We start from the raw sequence: 15,084 nt of genomic DNA on the forward strand, positions 1-15,084 counted from the left end.
TGAAGCCGCTCGCCTGCACCCATTGGGCGGGCATCAGCAATGATGATGCCCCCTATTTGGGCACTGCCAACAAATCCCGGCCTCTGGTGGTAAGGCCAAAACTCGAAACAGGACTTCTCTCGGGGCTTCGTTCTGTGGCAGCTCTTGATTATGCCCCGTCAATGCTGAGCCGGGGATTCCGCAAAGTGGGGCGTGATGGAAAAGAGTATTCTCCAAATGAGATCAATGCCGCCCATCCCGATGCGGCCAATTATATGGCGGCGTGTGGGAATATGTTCACACTATACTATAGAAACTGCAATTCTTGGACCGGGGTCTTGCTGGGGGCGTCCTCTATCAGCAAGGCTCGCCCTGGATTCAGCGTGCCGGAGGCGGAGGCCTACCGCAAATTCAGCGGTCAGGAAATACCCGCCGAGATTCAGGGCGATGCGGTGAACTGGCAAAAGCTGCCAGGATTTCCCAATGACCGCATGATTCCGGACGACCATCCTGTTCTCAAATACTATCGGTGGTTCTGGTCTGAGGGAAGTGGCTGGAAATCTGTGAATGAGGCCTGGCATCGAGCCTACGAGAGGCGCAAGCAGGATCGCTCTGACACCTGGATCATGCACCATCCGTCGGTGCATCAGCCTTCAAAGGCGGGTGCCTACACCCAGGTCATGAACATCGGAGATCAGAGCATGGACTCGCGTGATCCGCTCATGGCAGGGCTTTGCATGGACCAGCAGTTCGCCATGAGTGCCGCTCATGGTCGTGAAATGGGTGTCTTTGGCATTCTGCCGCTTAGCTGGGAGCGCGGACTGGTGGCTCCCTTCGGTGCTGAAGGCACATCGGAATTCATTCTGCAGCAGGATCGCCTCTCGCCGATGCAGCGGATCACCATGGCTCCGGCCATTCTGAAAGAAAATCTCTGGATGATGCTGTCGAGACCTGTGAAGGGGCTTGTGCTTTCTGACTGGTTCGCTTTGCGTGCTGCGAATGCGCAGCAACGCAGCGTGTTCAGCACCACACATCCGCAAAGTTACATGGCCTTTGGTGATGTCGCGAACCGGCTCCTGTTTCCACTTGGACCGATGCTCGCCAGGCGTCATCCGTGGCGTTCACCCGTGGCTCTGCTGGAGAGCTTCACTTCACAGGTGATGGCGGGCCGCGGATTGTATCGTGGTGGTTCATCAAGGACGCTGGAGGTGTGGCAGGCGTTGCAGCGTGCCCACATTCAAACGGACATTGTCTATGAAGAAAGTCTTGGTGAGGGCGGTCTGGATGGACGGCAGATTTTGATCATGCCCGATTGCGATGTGCTGCCGGTCAGCGTGGTCGAAAAGATCAGAAAGTGGCAGGAAATGGGTGGGAAAGTGGTGGCTGACGAGAACCTTTGTCCGGCGCTCAAAGCCAATGCGTCATGGTTGGAGCAAGTGGCGAGCAACGTTGTGACGCGTGTTCCAGAAGCGCCTGGTTCCGTGGCAGACGCTTCACCCGTGGACCCGTCCGCTCCGCCCGCTCGTCCTTTGCCCTTGCCGGAGAGAATTACGCAACTGTGCAAAGACCTGGGCTGGCAGCCGAAGGTGAGTTGTGACAGTCCCGATGTCATTCTTCACGCCAGCCTGAGTGGCGAGGCGACCTGTCTGTTTGTCATCAATGACCGCCGGCAGTCCGGTACCTACGTCGGCCAGCATGGTCTGGTGCGGGAGTCCGGGATGCCTGTTACAACCAGTTTGAATCTGGGACAGGATAAAGTGAACGTCTATGACCTCACGCGTGCCACTTTCCTGCTGCCGAAACGTGAAGACAACGGGCTCATCATCCCATTGAAACTGGGCCCCTCCGAGGGGCGTGTGCTGCTGCTCACGCCTTCGCCCCTGCTCGAAATGCAGCTCGAGGTGCCAGAGACCGCGACTTGTGGGAATGTGGCCGAGGTGCGCGTCATGCTCACGACTTCCGGTGGCAAGCCCATGCCTGCGGCGGTTCCGGTGGCTGTCAGTATTCGTGATGCGGATGGAGTGCCTGCCGAGTTTGACGGTTATCACGTCGTGGAAAATGGTGAACTGATCCTGCGGCTGGATCTTGCCAGAAACGAAACTCCTGGAACCTGGGAAGTGCATGTGCGCGAGCTTGCTTCGGGTATGGAGTCTGTGAAGTGGATGCAGGTGAATCCATGAAATGGCATTCTCTGCATGTGTATCCCCAACTCAAAGCCTAACACCCATGATCATTGACTGCCACAACCACGTCGGCTCAGACCTTCTCTTCTACCTCCATGGCGATTTCCCCTACGCCCAGCACCTCGTGGCCATGCACGATGAGGGGCGCGCTCTTGGCGTGGATCGCTGGATCGTGTTCCCCTTTGTCAGCCATCTCGCGCTGGATGTCACTGCCTTCATGGACAACGAGATCAAAGACGAAAAGGGCCGCCTGCAGGACATCCCCTATGCCTTCGAGAACCGCCGCCTCATGAGGGAATGCTACGAGCTCTTTCCCGAAGAAGGGAAGCGCATGCTGCCCTTTGTCATGGCCGATCCCATGCGCAACACCGCCGCGCAAGCCGTGGAACTGCGCAAGCTGCGTGGCGAGTACCGCTTCTACGGCATCAAGATGCAGACCACGATTCTCCAGGCCGACATCAAGCACCTGCGGGATCGTGGCAAGGTCTTTGTGGATCTCGCCGAGGAATGGGACGTGCCGTTTTTGATTCACTCCAGCGTGGCCGAGAGCGACCTCTGGGCCCAGGCCCATGACATCCTCGACATCGCGGAGGAAAACCCCGGCGTGCGCTTCTGCCTCGCGCACTCCTGCCGCTATGACAAAGAGTGCCTGGACCGCGTGCAGGCGCTGCCCAACACCTGGTTCGACAACTCCGCCCACTGCATCCACTGCGTGGGCGCGGTGCAGGATCTGCCGTACATCGCGCCCAAGGCCCGGCGTTTTGACTCCGATTACACCAATCCGGCGCGGGTCATCGCCGATCTCGCGGCGGCCTACCCGAAAAAGTTCATGTGGGGCAGCGATTCCCCCTTTTACAGCTACGCCGCCGAGATCAATGGCCAGATCGTCCGCCTCATCAGCACCTACAAGGCCGAGGTGGAGGCCCTGACCGCAGGTGGCACAGAAATGGTGGAGCGCATTGCGCACACCAATATCCGCGATTATTTGAAGCTGCATGATGAAAGCATTCTCTCTTGAAGGTCGGGCCGCATTGGTGACAGGGTCATCCCAGGGCATTGGATACGCGATGGCAAACGGCCTCCATGAGGCTGGCGCGAGAGTGGTGTGTCATGGGCTCACCGCACGTCCGGCGGATTTTCCAGCCTGGGCCTCCTACCTTTCATGCGATCTATCTCCCCCGGAGGCTCCTGAGCAACTGGTGCAGCGGGCCTTTGAAGCTGAGCCCGGTCTGGACACTCTCCTCTGCAATGCGGGCAGTTTTTTCGATGTGCCCTTTCTGGAGATGACACGCGAGCGCTGGGACAAAACCGTGAATCTCAACATGGCGTCCGCGTTTTTCGCCGCGCAGGCTTTTGCCAGACGCCTTGTGGCAGAGAAACGCGGCGGATGCATCGTCATTACTTCCTCCACCAACGGCTTTCAGGCCGAGCTGGATTCCGCTGCGTATGATGCCAGCAAAGGCGCACTGGTGATGCTGACAAAATCTCTCGCCGTGTCCCTCGCGGATCATGGCATCCGTGTGAACGGCGTGGCTCCCGGTTTGATCAAGACGCCGCTCACGGCGGGCCTCCACCATTCCAGCGATGGCGGCATGGTGCAGCACTATGAGAAGAAGATCCTTCTCCAGCGCCTGGGCACACCGGAAGATGTGGCGGGCGCAGCCGTCTTTCTCTGCTCCAGCGCCGCCAGCTACATCACCGGCGAGACCATCATCATTGATGGCGGTCTGACGACGGGGCAGATCGGCCGGAGGTGAGCAGCCCCACGGTCATCGTGATGATCGTGCCGAGCAGGCTGAACCAGATAAAGGACACGAGCATCGGTGGTTTCACAGCGGTGAAGGCACCGTTTTGATACATGAAGATGCCCAGCAGGGTGACGAATCCCGCCAGGCAGCCCAGCAGCGCGCCACGCGTGGTGGCATGCTGTGTGAACATGCCCAGGAAGAACAGCCCCAGCAACGGTCCGCCGATCAGTCCGATCACGGTGTTCACCGACTCCACCAGATTTCCCGGCATGAATGACACCCCAAAGGCGAGCCCCATGACGATGAGGCCGTAAGTCAAAGTGATCCAGCGCGCGTTGCCGACCTGCTGCGCCTGGGTGCCGGCCGGTGCCGTGGAGAGGCGCTGCTTGAAATCGACCACCGTCGCAGAGGCCAGAGAATTGAGTCCCGCTGAAATCGTGGACATGCTGGCCGCGTAGATCGCCGCAATGAGCAGTCCGGGCAGTCCGGCAGGAAGCTGCGTGACCACGAAATACGGCAGGATTTGATCCTCCTTGGCGATCAAGCCTGCAGCCATGGGATCTCCATGCGTTTTGTAAAACGCGTAGAGCACCAGCCCGGTGCCGTAAAAGAGCACCAGCACCGGGAGAATGAGCCAGAGCTTGATCCACAGCGAGCGCTTCGCCTCCTGCAAACTTCCTGCGGTGAGATAGCGCTGCACAGAGACCTGGTCCGTGGCCATTTGCACCAGATGCAGGAAGGCCCCGGCCACCAGCACCGCCCAGATATTCACGCGCTCTGACAGGCTGAAGGAGAGGCTCAGATCCATGCGGCCATCCGCCATCGCGGTGTCCCATACACCCCCGAGGCCTCCGGGGATTTTGCCAGCCGCCACGAACACAATGATCATCTGCCCGCCGAAGAGCACGATCAACTGCATCACATCCGTCCAGATGACCGCGCGCATGCCGCCCAGCGCGGTGTAGAGCGTGGTCAGCGTGCCCGTCGCTAGAATCGTGATCCACAGCGGCATGCCGGTGACTTTTTCCAGCGCCAGTGCTGGCGCATACGTGGCCGCAGCCAGCCAGAGCGCAACGCGGAAGATGAACAGTCCGGAAGCAAGCAGCCGCACGGACAACGAAAAACGCTCTTCAAGAAACTGATACGCGGTGAAGAACCGCGACTGATAAAACTTCGGCAGCATATAAATGGCCGTGAAGGGCGTGGCGATGAAGAACGCCAGCACGATGTAGGCAAAGGCAAAGCCGTTCTTGTACACATCCGCCGGACCCGCCAGATAGCTGATGCCTGAAAACAACGCCGCCAGAATCGACATCGCCACCAGGATGCTGTTCATCCCGCGTCCGGCCAGAAAGTAGTCTCCGAGGGATTTGGACCCGCGGGCCGAGAACAGGCCTACGCCGACCGATGCCGCGAGGTAGCCGCCAAAGATGGTGTAATCGAGCCAGGAGAAATGCGTCATGAGAAAGCGATGATCGTGCAATCAACGATTTGCGAGGTCATTGTTTGCTGGTTTGTTTTGTGAACCAGCCGATTCAACAAGAAACTGGACCACTCCCATCGTATGAATGAAGCCTGCCAGTCTACCCTCATGTCAGACGCCGAGACGCCTTCACCGCTGCCCTACACCGACACCAAGCCGGTGGGACATGCAGATTTCTACTTTGCCACCAATGCCACCTTCCGCTTCATTCAGCGGCACCATGGTGAAGAGGCTTTGAGAAAATACTGGCGCGATATCGGCACCAGCTACTATCGTCCCGTGGCGTTGAAATGGGCGGAGCAGGGGATGCGCGGCGTGGCAGACTACTGGCGCGCCTTCTTTCAGGCAGAGCCGGGGGCAGATGTCGAGGTGATCGAATCCGCCGATGAAGTCCGGCTCGAAGTCAAACGCTGCCCCGCCATCCATCATCTGCGCGATCATGGCCGCGCCATCGCCCCCAGTTTCTGCCAGCATTGCTTTTATGTAAACGAGGCCATCGCAGCGCCTGCCGGACTGACCGTTCGTATTTGCGGCGGCAACGGCACCTGCACCCAGCGCTTCATCCAACGAACCGCAGATGCCGCCCCGCAAAACCTGGAGGACATCGCCACAGCATCATGATCGGTTGTTACGATTTCTGCGGGCACTACGAGTGGACCTTTGAATGGCTGCGCGCGCAGGGCGGTCATGATCTGGTGCGTGCCTACTGGGACGAGGCCATTCATCAGGACTCCCAGCTCCACGCCTCAAAGCTCATCGGGGCAAAAGGATTCGAAGGCATGAAGGAGTACTGGGGCCCCACGCTCGCGGACGAAGGCGCGGTTTACGAGCGCACCGTCACCGATGACGTCTTTCGCATCGACATGCACGAATGCCCCTCCAAGGGCTTTCTGCTGCGCAACGGTCTGAACCAGTACACCGACTACTGCGACCACTGCATGGGCTGGATCGGACCCCTGATGCAGAAGGCCGGTTTCGTCATCGACCACGAGCACAACCACTGCGGCCAGTGCTGGTGGGAGATGCGCAGAGCAGCAGACGCCACGCCCACAAGCCTGCCCGGTGAACTCGCCGGCAAAGGCGATGTGCGCATGCGTCCCGACTGGAAATCACCCCACACCGACCACTATGAACGCTCAACCGATCCCGATGACAAAACGACTGTTTAGCGTGGTGGCCTTGCTGGCATGCAATGCCTGCGCCGCCGACTGGCAGCCGCTGCCCCCTTTGCCTGAGCCCAACGGTGGCTTCCTGTCCGGCGTGAAAAATGACAGGATCGTGATCATCGGCGGCACCCACTGGGAAGGCGGCAAGAAGAACTGGCTGAGCGCCATTCATGAATTTGACCCGTCCGCAGGAAAGTGGACAAAGCTCCGTGAATTGAGCAGTCCCGTGGCCTATGGAACCAGCTTTCAAAGTGACACTGCATTCGCATATCTCGGTGGAACGGACGGCAGGCAATCACTGAAAGCGCTTTCCGTCATTGCAGGTGAAAAGACCAGCGTGCAGCTGTCTGCGCTGCCCTCTTCGGTGATCCTTGCTGCAGGGGGCACTGTGAATGGCAAACATGTTCTTGTCGGTGGCACCGATGACGCGGCGAATATTGCGGGTGTTCAGCGCTCTGTGCATGCCGTGGAATGGAGCAATGGCAGCTGGCAGGTCGCCAAGTTGGCCGACTACCCCGGCAAACCCTTCGCCGTCGCCGCCTCCGCTGTGGTGGGAGAGGAACTCTTCATCTTCGGCGGCATGAACTACGACGCTGCCACCAAAGCTCCACTAAACTCCACGGAAGCTTATGCATTCTCACCCGCAAAAAACTCCTGGCGAAAACTGCAGCCCCTCGCCGTGCCCAATCGCGGACTGACCGCCATCGCGCTTGATGATCAGCACATCTACCTCGCCGGTGGTTACACCGACGACTTCACCGCCGATGCATTCATCTACGACGTCAAGTCCAACACCTACAGCAAGTCCAAAGCGCTGCCCTACGCCGCCATGGTCAGTCTGGTGAAGCTGGACGGCTTCGTCTACTGCCTCGGCGGAGAAGACAAGAAACAGTCCCGTACGGACAAATTCTTCCGCATTCCGGTGGTAGAACTCTTGAAGTAACTACTTCGCTGTATACCCGCCATCCACCGGCAGGTTCACCCCGGTGATGTACCTTGACGCATCGCTCAGCAGAAAGATCACCGCGCCACCCAGATCCGTCTCATCCGCCATACGCCCGAGCATCGTGTGCTCGCAGTAGCGCTGCAAAAACGGCTCAGGCTGATTGTTGAAAAAGCCGCCCGGCGCGAGGTTGTTCACGCGCACACTCTGCGGACCATAAAGCGCTGCATAGAAGCGTGTCAGATTCTCCATTCCTCCCTTGTGGAAGAAATAATCCGGCGGCATGTCGCCCATGTTGGTGCCGGTGTAGAGCTCGTAGCTCGGGCCGATCATCCCCTGAATGCTCCCGATGTTCACGATGCTGCCGCGCCCGGCCTCCGCCATCGTCTTGCCAAAGTGGCGGTGCATCAGCATCACGCCCGTGGCATTCACGCGCATGGATTCCGCAAACTGCTCCGCCGCGCCATTCGCCCCCTTCATCGGCCGCAGCACCGCGTTGTTCACCAGACCATGCAGCGCACCATGCTGCGCGGTCACGCGCTTGTGCAGCGCAATGACGGACGCCTCATCCCCCTGGTCCAGCGACTCCGCAAACACGCGGTGCCCCTTCGCCGTCTCCTCCTCCGCCACCACCTGCAGCTTGGAAACATCACGCGAGGCCAGGATCAGCGTCGCACCCGTCTCCGCCAGCATGGCCGCCAGACCACGGCCATAAAGACCGGCGCCGCCGGTGAGAAGAATCGTTTTGCCTTGAAGAGAAAAGAGATCGGAGGACATGGCGCTTACTTGGATTGGTAAATGGAATCACTGCCCGTCGCGGAGCCCGCCCCGCCAAAATCACCGACCAGTTTTTTGAAGGCATTGCCCAGCTCCAGCACATCCGCACCCAGGGTGAAGACCCGCGTTCCTTCCGCGATCACCTCCTCCTTCTGCCCATACAGCGAAGCCACCGCAGGATATTTCCCGTATTTCAGCGCTGCAGCTGCCACCCGCTTGCGCGCAGCCACCACTTCCGGATGCGTGGCCTGCCCAAGCTTGCCGATGCGGTGGCTGAAATCTCCTGCGCCAAACAGCAGCATGTCAAAGCCCGGCACCGCCGCGATTTCCTCCACCACCTCCAGTGCCTCGGGGCTTTCGATTTGCAGGATGACAAACTTCTCCGTGTTGCAGTGCTGCGCATACTCGGCCAGCGGCACCTGGCAGAAAAGACCGTCCATGTTGCCGGCATCCAGCGCCTTGCTGCCCAGCGGGCGGCAGCGCACCATGTCCACAACGTTGCGCGCCTCGTCCGCGCTCGTCACATGCGGCACCATGATGCCCGTGGCATCGCACTCAAAAGGCTTCACGTACTCGCTGTAGCCGCCTTTGTTCACACGCACGATGGTGTCCATGTCATGCAGCTTTGCGGCGCGCACCTGATGCTCCAGATTGAGCCAGTCATTCGGCACATGCTCGTTGCACAGCCACACCGCACTGGCTCCGGCAAGTCCGGCCAGCTCCACGATGCGGGGATCACCCATGTTCAGTTTGATGACCGTGCTGTTTTGACCGGCGCGAATTTCGCGGAGGATGCGGGAGGGGCGGAGTTTCATGTGTCGGATTCGGCAAGAATGTCTGAGATTTGAATAAGCGCACCGTTTTGTTCGCGGCTGCGACGACCGGCGATGATGACCGCCATCAGTTCCACGGTTTCGTCAAAGGGCAGGGGACGCGCGCCCGTTTGCAGCATGTCGATGAAGGCCACCAGCTGCCCGCGAAAAGCGTTATAAGTATCCGTGAGCCGCAGCGGCAGCTGCCCCTGTGTGCCGTAGAGATGCACCGCACCAAAGCTGCCATACGCATCATGCAGCGCACCAATGGTCACACGCACACCGCTGCGGTGAGTCAGGTGCATCACATCACCTCCCGCATCACTCAGTGCCTGCACCGTCAGGAAACCCGGCCCCAGCAGCGGCTCCACCGCCTCCAGCGCATGGATGCCATAGCGTTCCCACGTCTTGCAGGTGAAGCTCGTGATCCAGCGCAGATCGCCCAGCTGCGTGCGCTGCTCATCGCTCAGCCGCATCTCCGGCGCATAGCGCATGCCGCTCGTGGAAAGAATCACAGAGCCCGCCTTGTGCCACTGCACAAACTGCCGCAGGTCAGCGATGTTCGTCGCCATCGGCTTGTCCACAAACACCGGGAGTCCTGCCTCAATGAAAGGCTTCACGCGGCGGATGTGATCATCCCCGTCATCCGTCGAAATGATCACCGCATCCACCTGGCCGATCACATCCTCCGGCTTCGCGACCACATTCGGGATCAGGCTCGCCGCCGCAACCTTGGGCGCATCCGCAGGATCATCCGTCCACAGATGCGTCACCCGCGCTCCGGGAATGCGCACCTCCTCCACGCGTTGCTTGCCCAGATAGCTCAGAATGGCGGGGTAGGGGCACTGCGCCATCGCCGCAGGATCAAACCCATTCACGATCGCGCTCCACGAATAGGGGTGACCGTTTCCTTCGATCATGCCCAGCATCGCCAGGCGGAGTTCTTTGCGTCCGTCGTTCATGAAATGGTGATGGGCAGGCCGGTGGCGGCAGAGTCCAGAGCGGCCCGGTTAAAGCGCAGCGTCTGCACCGCTTCTTCAAAGGTGCTCAGCGCGCAGGCCCCGCCCTCTAGGCCATTCAGGAAAGCGTTTGCCTGCGCAATAAAAAGATCATCGCGCTCAAGCGGCGCAGTGGTGTTCCAGTTCCATGCCGTCTCTCCGCGCTTTATGCTGCCCCAGCGCTGAGCGTGAGATTCGATCTTGAGGCTGCCCTGTTCGCAGTGGATCTCAAACACCGTCTCATTCGACGCCTGAAACTGCGTCATCGCATAGCTGGCCAGCACATCGCCATGTCGCGCCGTCACGTTCACCGTATCCTCGACGCTCACGCCTTCCAGGTGCTGATGCGCAGCATCACAAAAGACGCGTGTCATCGGTCCGATCATCCACTCCATGGCGTTCACGATGTGCGTCAGCGCATCCTGGATCGCGCCGCCTCCTGTCTCGTGGCGTGCATAATAAATGTCGCGATATGCCGGGCGGAATGTGGGGAAATGCTGCCCCGCCACCACGCTCGCATGCAGCGGCCTGCCCAGCGCGCCGCTCTGCAAAAATTCACGCGCCGCCACCACCCACGGGAAGCAGTGGTACACATACGCCACCGCCACAAACCGCCCGCTGTGGGAAATGGCCTCACGCGTTTCCTCCAGTCCGTCCAGCGTCACGGACAGCGGCTTCTCGATCAGCAGTGCCGCACCCTGGGCCGATCCTTCACGCGCAATCGCCAGATGCGTATGCGCAGGCGTGCAGATCACCCAGGCATCAAAGCGCCGCACCTGCACCGCTTCCGCCAGGCTGCCAAACGCCGGCACTCCATAGCGCTGGCTCACCTCGCCCAGCAGCTTCGCATTCGCATCACAGACACTGACCTCGCAGCGGCCTGTCTTTTGAAAACAGCGCAGGTGGCGTTCGCCGATGCTGCCGCAGCCGATGATGAGGATGGAATGCATGTCTTTAAGTAAACGTCGCCGTGAGGCTGCTCATAGAAAAATGATCTGGTCCGATCATTGGACCAGTGTGCTCCGGGGTTATTTCACCGCGCCGCTTCGTTTTGCCGCACGGTATTCTTCGATGCGTCGTTGGGAGTCGCCGGTGAGTTTCTCCAATGGCAGATCAAAGGTCTGGCCGTCCTCCCGGCGAATCAGCACCGTCGTCTTCGTGAGCGCCAGCACCCGGGCCTGGACGGTTCGGCCGTCGGTACTCTCCAGTGGAATCAGATCGCCGGCCGCCGTTCGCTCAGGCTGTGGTGGCTGGGCTTCCTGTTTGACTGCGACGGCGGGGGGCACAGTGGCAGGCGCATGGCCTGGGGCCACTTCGCCAGAAGCGGCGCTGTTCTTGTGCTCATGATACTTGCCCACGGCATAATAGATCACGGCCACCACGATCACTGCTTTGATCACACGGCCAAGCAGGGAGGGAGACTGTGGGCGCGGAGCTTCCTTTTCAGGTTTGGGCGGGTACAGGTCCGGATGCAGTTCGTACTTGGACGCATTCCACAAATTCTGATGGGCATTGCCAGCGGGGCTTTCAAAGACCGCCTTGATCAAGTTGCTCGCGCCACCCCGGGTCGGCGGCACCGGCATCTTCAGGAATTCCAGCACGGCCTTCTGCTTCGGCTGGATGGGTTCTTCGCGCCAGCTTTCGTCGGAAGGTTTTTTGGCTGCAGTGGAGGGGGCCATGAAGGGGCGGCAGGTATTTTCTCATTCTGCCATGGCTTGGAGCGGAAGGGAAGAGCCTTCAGGGCGTCGCCCGCATCTTCTGAAACGGCACGCTCTCGCACACCGCCAGGATCAGGTCCTGCATCTTGTTGCCGGACGCCTTGGCTTTGCGCAGGATCTCCTCCGTCGTGGGCTTGTCGGAGTATTCCAGTCCACGCCCCAGCGCGTAGATGAGAAGATTGTCCGCCACGTTTTTCACAAACTGGTCGCTCATGTCCCGCACCAGGATGCTGCGCAGTTCGGCCAGGTTCGCAAAGGTCTGCCCGCGCACCAGTGAACCGGAGGCATCGATCGGTTGCTTCTTCTCCTCGTCGCGCCAGCGACCGATGGCGTCGTAGTTTTCAAAGGCAAATCCCATCGGGTCCAGGAAGGCGTGGCATCCGGCGCAGGCGGCATTGCTGCGGTGCTCGGAGAACTGCTGCCGCAGCGTCAGCTTGCCAAACTGCTGCTTCCTCTCATCCAGCGGCGCCACACCTCCGGGGGCGGGCGGAGGAGGAGTTCCCAGAATATTTTCCAGCAGATACTTGCCACGCTTCACAGGAGAGGTGCGCGTCGGCGTGGAGGTCAGCGTGAGGATGCTGCCCTGCGTGAGGATGCCGCCACGCGGCGTGCCCTGCAGGGACACCTTTTGGTACTTGTCTCCTTTGATCCCCTGGATGCCGTAGTATTGCGCCAGCTTCTCATTGATGAATGTATAATCAGCGTTCAGGAATTCGATCACGCTGAGGTTGTTTCGCAGAATGTTGTCAAAGAAGGTCTGCGATTCCTTTTTCAATCCGTAGGCAATGCCACCCTTCCATTCCGGAAAGCGTTTCTCGTCCACATTCACGATGTCCATGTCACGCAGTTGCAGCCACTGACCCGCAAAGTCCTCCGTAAGACTCCACGCGCGGTAGTCGGCAATCATCCGCTTCACTTCGGCGGCCAGGTTTTTGCGCAGTTCACCCTTGGCCGCCAGTTGCAGCAGCTTGTCATCCGGCGGCGCGGACCACAGGAAATACGAAAGGCGTGAAGCAAGGCTGTATTCATCGATCAAAGCCACGCCGTTTTGCACCGCTCCGGTCGGTGTGGGAGAGCCACGATACAGAAACCCCGGAGACATCAGCATGCCGCGCAGTACATAGCTCATGGCCTCCAGCGGCGGCAGGTTTTCTTTCAGGCCCAGATCCGCGATGCCATGCCACTTGGCCTTTTCAGCATCACGCAGCGGGCGGCGGAAGAGGCACTGCCCCAGCTTGTCCACCAGGCCGTGCACGTCTGCGGCCGCAATGCCACCCGGCTGACCGAGCGGGCCTTCCACCGTGAGCTGATGCAGCCAGAAGTTGCGGTCTTCATGCTTTTTCTCGTCGTAGTAATCATTGAGGAACCACACCTGGATCTCATGCTTGCCCGCAGGGAGTTCGACTTCCGTCTTGAACCACTGCGGCGTCTGGTCCTTGGCCGTGATGGAGAAGGACCCCGCATTCTTGCCACCGATGCGCACATCAAATTTCGCCGGCTCGCCACCCGCCTGCTGCGCACCTGCCTTGATGACGAGGCGGTACTTTCCAGCCACGGTGAGATCCAGATGGTGCTTCACATAGCCGTTCGATGGCAGCTCGATGGTGCCTGTGTCCCGAGACGCAGTGCCCTGGCCATTTTCAAAATCTTCACCACTGAGGTTGATGGCAGGCAGCCCCGCAGGCTTGCCATCCAGCAGCCATTGCACCAAGCGGCTGCCGCGCGGCGGCAGCAGCCCGTCCGGCCCTTCCACCTCGACCTTGTCCAGCGCGAGGTTCCGGTCACGCTTGTCAGGATCAGGATTCTGCGGGTCCGAAAAATCATTCAAGAACCGCACCACGATCTTATGCTCGCCGCTTTTCAGCGGGACCATCAGCTTGATCGTCTGCCACGGGCCTTTGTCGCCGTGATAGGGAGCCGTCACATCAAAGGTGCCCAGTTCCTTGTCATCCACGCGCAGCGCCACCTTCGCGGCATCCGGTCCCGCCTGAGTGGCGGAAAGGTGGAATTTCAGCAGGTAGTTGCCATACGCAGGCGCGGTGAATTTCGTGGCCGCATCGGCGTTGCTGTGAAACCACCGCACGCCCTCCCACTCCTTCGTTTCACCCTTCTGGTTCCAGAATTTCTTCGCACCCAGTTCCATGTCCAGCCGCGGCACATCCGAGGTGTCCAGCGCCTTCACCGCCACCGCATTGGCGGCACGGATGTACTTTTCCATCAGCATCGGCGAGATGCTCAGCACGTCGCCGATGTTGTCGAAGCCGTAGCCCGTGTCATCCGGCGGGAAGTCGTTCGCGGGCTTCATGTCCACCAGCAGCAAATCGCGGATGGTGTTGTTGTATTCCGTGCGGTTCAGGCGGCGGTAGGTGATGTGGCCGGGGTCAATCTTCTGCGGATCAAACCAAAACACCGTGTTGTCGATCCACGCCACGATCTCATCCCGCTCTGGCAGCGATGGCTTGTCCTTCTTTTCCGGCGGCATCACATGCGTGACCAGCTGCTGCCTCGCATGATCCCACAGCACCTTGTCGCCGATGAGCTTGGAATACTCCGGGTACTCATCCAGCGCGAAGTCGCCCTTGTCCGTGCCGTCGCCATGGCAGTCGTAGCAAAATTTTTGCAGCAGAGGCAGGATGCGCTGATTGTAGGCATCCTGACCGCGTTCAGCGGCGGACAGCAGGGAGGGAATCGCGAAGGAGACGAAGATGATGCGACGAAGCATGAAAAAGGGGGAATGGGGTATCTAAGATACGGAGGCAAGGTGGCAGGGATTTCGCCAAAACCAACGCCACATTACGCATCATTTGCGGTTGCATGCGCCCTGGCTTGCGGTGATGAAGCTCGCCCATTTTCCCATGTCTCAATCTGCTCTCGAAACCGGCAAAGCCTTCCTCGCCGCAAACGCCACGAAGGAAGGCATCACCACCACCGCCAGTGGCCTGCAGTATGAGGTGCTCACCCCCGGCACCGGCAAAAGCCCCAGGGCCAAAGACACCGTCGTGGTGAACTACCGCGGCACGCTGCTCAATGGCGTGGAGTTCGACAGTTCCTACCTCGCTGGACGCGAGCCGGCGGAGTTCCCGCTCAAGCGCGTGATCAAAGGCTGGACGGAAGGCCTGCAGCTCATGCAGGAGGGGGCCAAGTTCCGCTTCTTCATCCCCTCCGAGCTCGCTTATGGCAAACGCGGGGCCGGAATCGACATCGGACCGAATGAAACTCTGATCTTTGAAGTGGAACTGCTGAAAGTCTGGGAGGACTGAGTGCGATTGCTCTGCCC

At 59.8% G+C, this 15,084-nt stretch carries 14 protein-coding genes; 7 read left to right on the forward strand and 7 right to left on the reverse strand.

Features of this window, described 5'->3' with window-relative positions; translation table 11 throughout:
- Positions 1–272: 272 nt before the first annotated feature.
- From ACILSL_RS12950 to ACILSL_RS12960, 3 genes are read left to right on the forward strand one after another with little or no spacing between them, the layout of a single operon-like run.
- Positions 273–2,159: a hypothetical protein gene (locus ACILSL_RS12950; protein WP_395732459.1), complete on the forward strand. Its 1,887-nt coding sequence runs from the start codon at positions 273–275 to the stop codon at positions 2,157–2,159.
- Positions 2,160–2,205: 46 nt separating this feature from the next.
- A complete protein-coding gene (locus ACILSL_RS12955) occupies positions 2,206–3,180 on the forward strand; it encodes an amidohydrolase family protein (protein ID WP_395732460.1) in 975 nt (324 codons plus the stop codon).
- Positions 3,161–3,919, forward strand: a complete 759-nt coding sequence (locus ACILSL_RS12960; protein WP_395732541.1) for an SDR family NAD(P)-dependent oxidoreductase — start codon at positions 3,161–3,163, stop codon at positions 3,917–3,919. The genes ACILSL_RS12955 and ACILSL_RS12960 overlap by 20 nt, the downstream gene beginning before the upstream one ends.
- On the opposite strand, the gene ACILSL_RS12965 is transcribed toward ACILSL_RS12960, so the two are convergent.
- Positions 3,876–5,372, reverse strand: coding sequence for a sodium:solute symporter family transporter (locus ACILSL_RS12965; RefSeq protein WP_395732461.1), 1,497 nt, complete (start codon positions 5,370–5,372; stop codon positions 3,876–3,878). The genes ACILSL_RS12960 and ACILSL_RS12965 overlap by 44 nt on opposite strands.
- A 102-nt stretch (positions 5,373–5,474) precedes the next feature.
- Here ACILSL_RS12965 and ACILSL_RS12970 point away from each other — a divergent pair, with 102 nt between their 5' ends.
- The 3 genes from ACILSL_RS12970 to ACILSL_RS12980 are packed head-to-tail and all read left to right on the forward strand — an operon-like array spanning position 5,475 to position 7,502.
- Positions 5,475–6,014 (forward strand): hypothetical protein, encoded by a 540-nt coding sequence (locus tag ACILSL_RS12970; RefSeq protein WP_395732462.1) that lies wholly within the window; start codon positions 5,475–5,477, stop codon positions 6,012–6,014.
- On the forward strand, positions 6,011–6,562 hold the full coding sequence (locus ACILSL_RS12975) for a hypothetical protein (RefSeq protein ID WP_395732463.1): 552 nt from the start codon (positions 6,011–6,013) through the stop codon (positions 6,560–6,562). The genes ACILSL_RS12970 and ACILSL_RS12975 overlap by 4 nt, the downstream gene beginning before the upstream one ends.
- A complete protein-coding gene (locus tag ACILSL_RS12980; protein ID WP_395732464.1) occupies positions 6,522–7,502 on the forward strand; it encodes a Kelch repeat-containing protein in 981 nt (326 codons plus the stop codon). The genes ACILSL_RS12975 and ACILSL_RS12980 overlap by 41 nt, the downstream gene beginning before the upstream one ends.
- On the opposite strand, the gene ACILSL_RS12985 is transcribed toward ACILSL_RS12980, so the two are convergent.
- The 6 genes from ACILSL_RS12985 to ACILSL_RS13010 form a co-directional block, all read right to left on the reverse strand.
- The gene (locus ACILSL_RS12985) at positions 7,503–8,279 is read right to left on the reverse strand and encodes an SDR family oxidoreductase (RefSeq protein ID WP_395732465.1); all 777 of its coding nucleotides are present in this window, start codon (positions 8,277–8,279) and stop codon (positions 7,503–7,505) included.
- Between the two features lie 5 nt (positions 8,280–8,284).
- The gene (locus ACILSL_RS12990; protein WP_395732466.1) at positions 8,285–9,094 is read right to left on the reverse strand and encodes an HpcH/HpaI aldolase/citrate lyase family protein; all 810 of its coding nucleotides are present in this window, start codon (positions 9,092–9,094) and stop codon (positions 8,285–8,287) included.
- Positions 9,091–10,053: a Gfo/Idh/MocA family protein gene (locus ACILSL_RS12995; protein WP_395732467.1), complete on the reverse strand. Its 963-nt coding sequence runs from the start codon at positions 10,051–10,053 to the stop codon at positions 9,091–9,093. The genes ACILSL_RS12990 and ACILSL_RS12995 overlap by 4 nt, the downstream gene beginning before the upstream one ends.
- Positions 10,050–11,039 carry a Gfo/Idh/MocA family protein gene (locus tag ACILSL_RS13000; protein ID WP_395732468.1) on the reverse strand — a complete coding sequence of 330 codons (990 nt, stop codon included), beginning with the start codon at positions 11,037–11,039 and terminating at the stop codon, positions 10,050–10,052. The genes ACILSL_RS12995 and ACILSL_RS13000 overlap by 4 nt, the downstream gene beginning before the upstream one ends.
- Before the next feature lie 78 nt (positions 11,040–11,117).
- Positions 11,118–11,768, reverse strand: coding sequence for a hypothetical protein (locus ACILSL_RS13005; protein ID WP_395732469.1), 651 nt, complete (start codon positions 11,766–11,768; stop codon positions 11,118–11,120).
- A 58-nt stretch (positions 11,769–11,826) separates the two neighbouring features.
- The gene (locus tag ACILSL_RS13010) at positions 11,827–14,529 is read right to left on the reverse strand and encodes a DUF1592 domain-containing protein (RefSeq protein WP_395732470.1); all 2,703 of its coding nucleotides are present in this window, start codon (positions 14,527–14,529) and stop codon (positions 11,827–11,829) included.
- A gap of 133 nt (positions 14,530–14,662) precedes the next feature.
- Between ACILSL_RS13010 and ACILSL_RS13015 the strand changes: the two genes are divergently transcribed.
- Complete coding sequence (locus ACILSL_RS13015) at positions 14,663–15,067, forward strand: FKBP-type peptidyl-prolyl cis-trans isomerase (protein WP_395732471.1); 405 nt, start codon at positions 14,663–14,665, stop codon at positions 15,065–15,067.
- Positions 15,068–15,084: the final 17 nt, after the last annotated feature.

This window comes from Prosthecobacter sp., from assembly GCF_044222345.1.
In the GTDB taxonomy this organism is placed as follows: Bacteria; Verrucomicrobiota; Verrucomicrobiia; order Verrucomicrobiales; family Verrucomicrobiaceae; genus Prosthecobacter.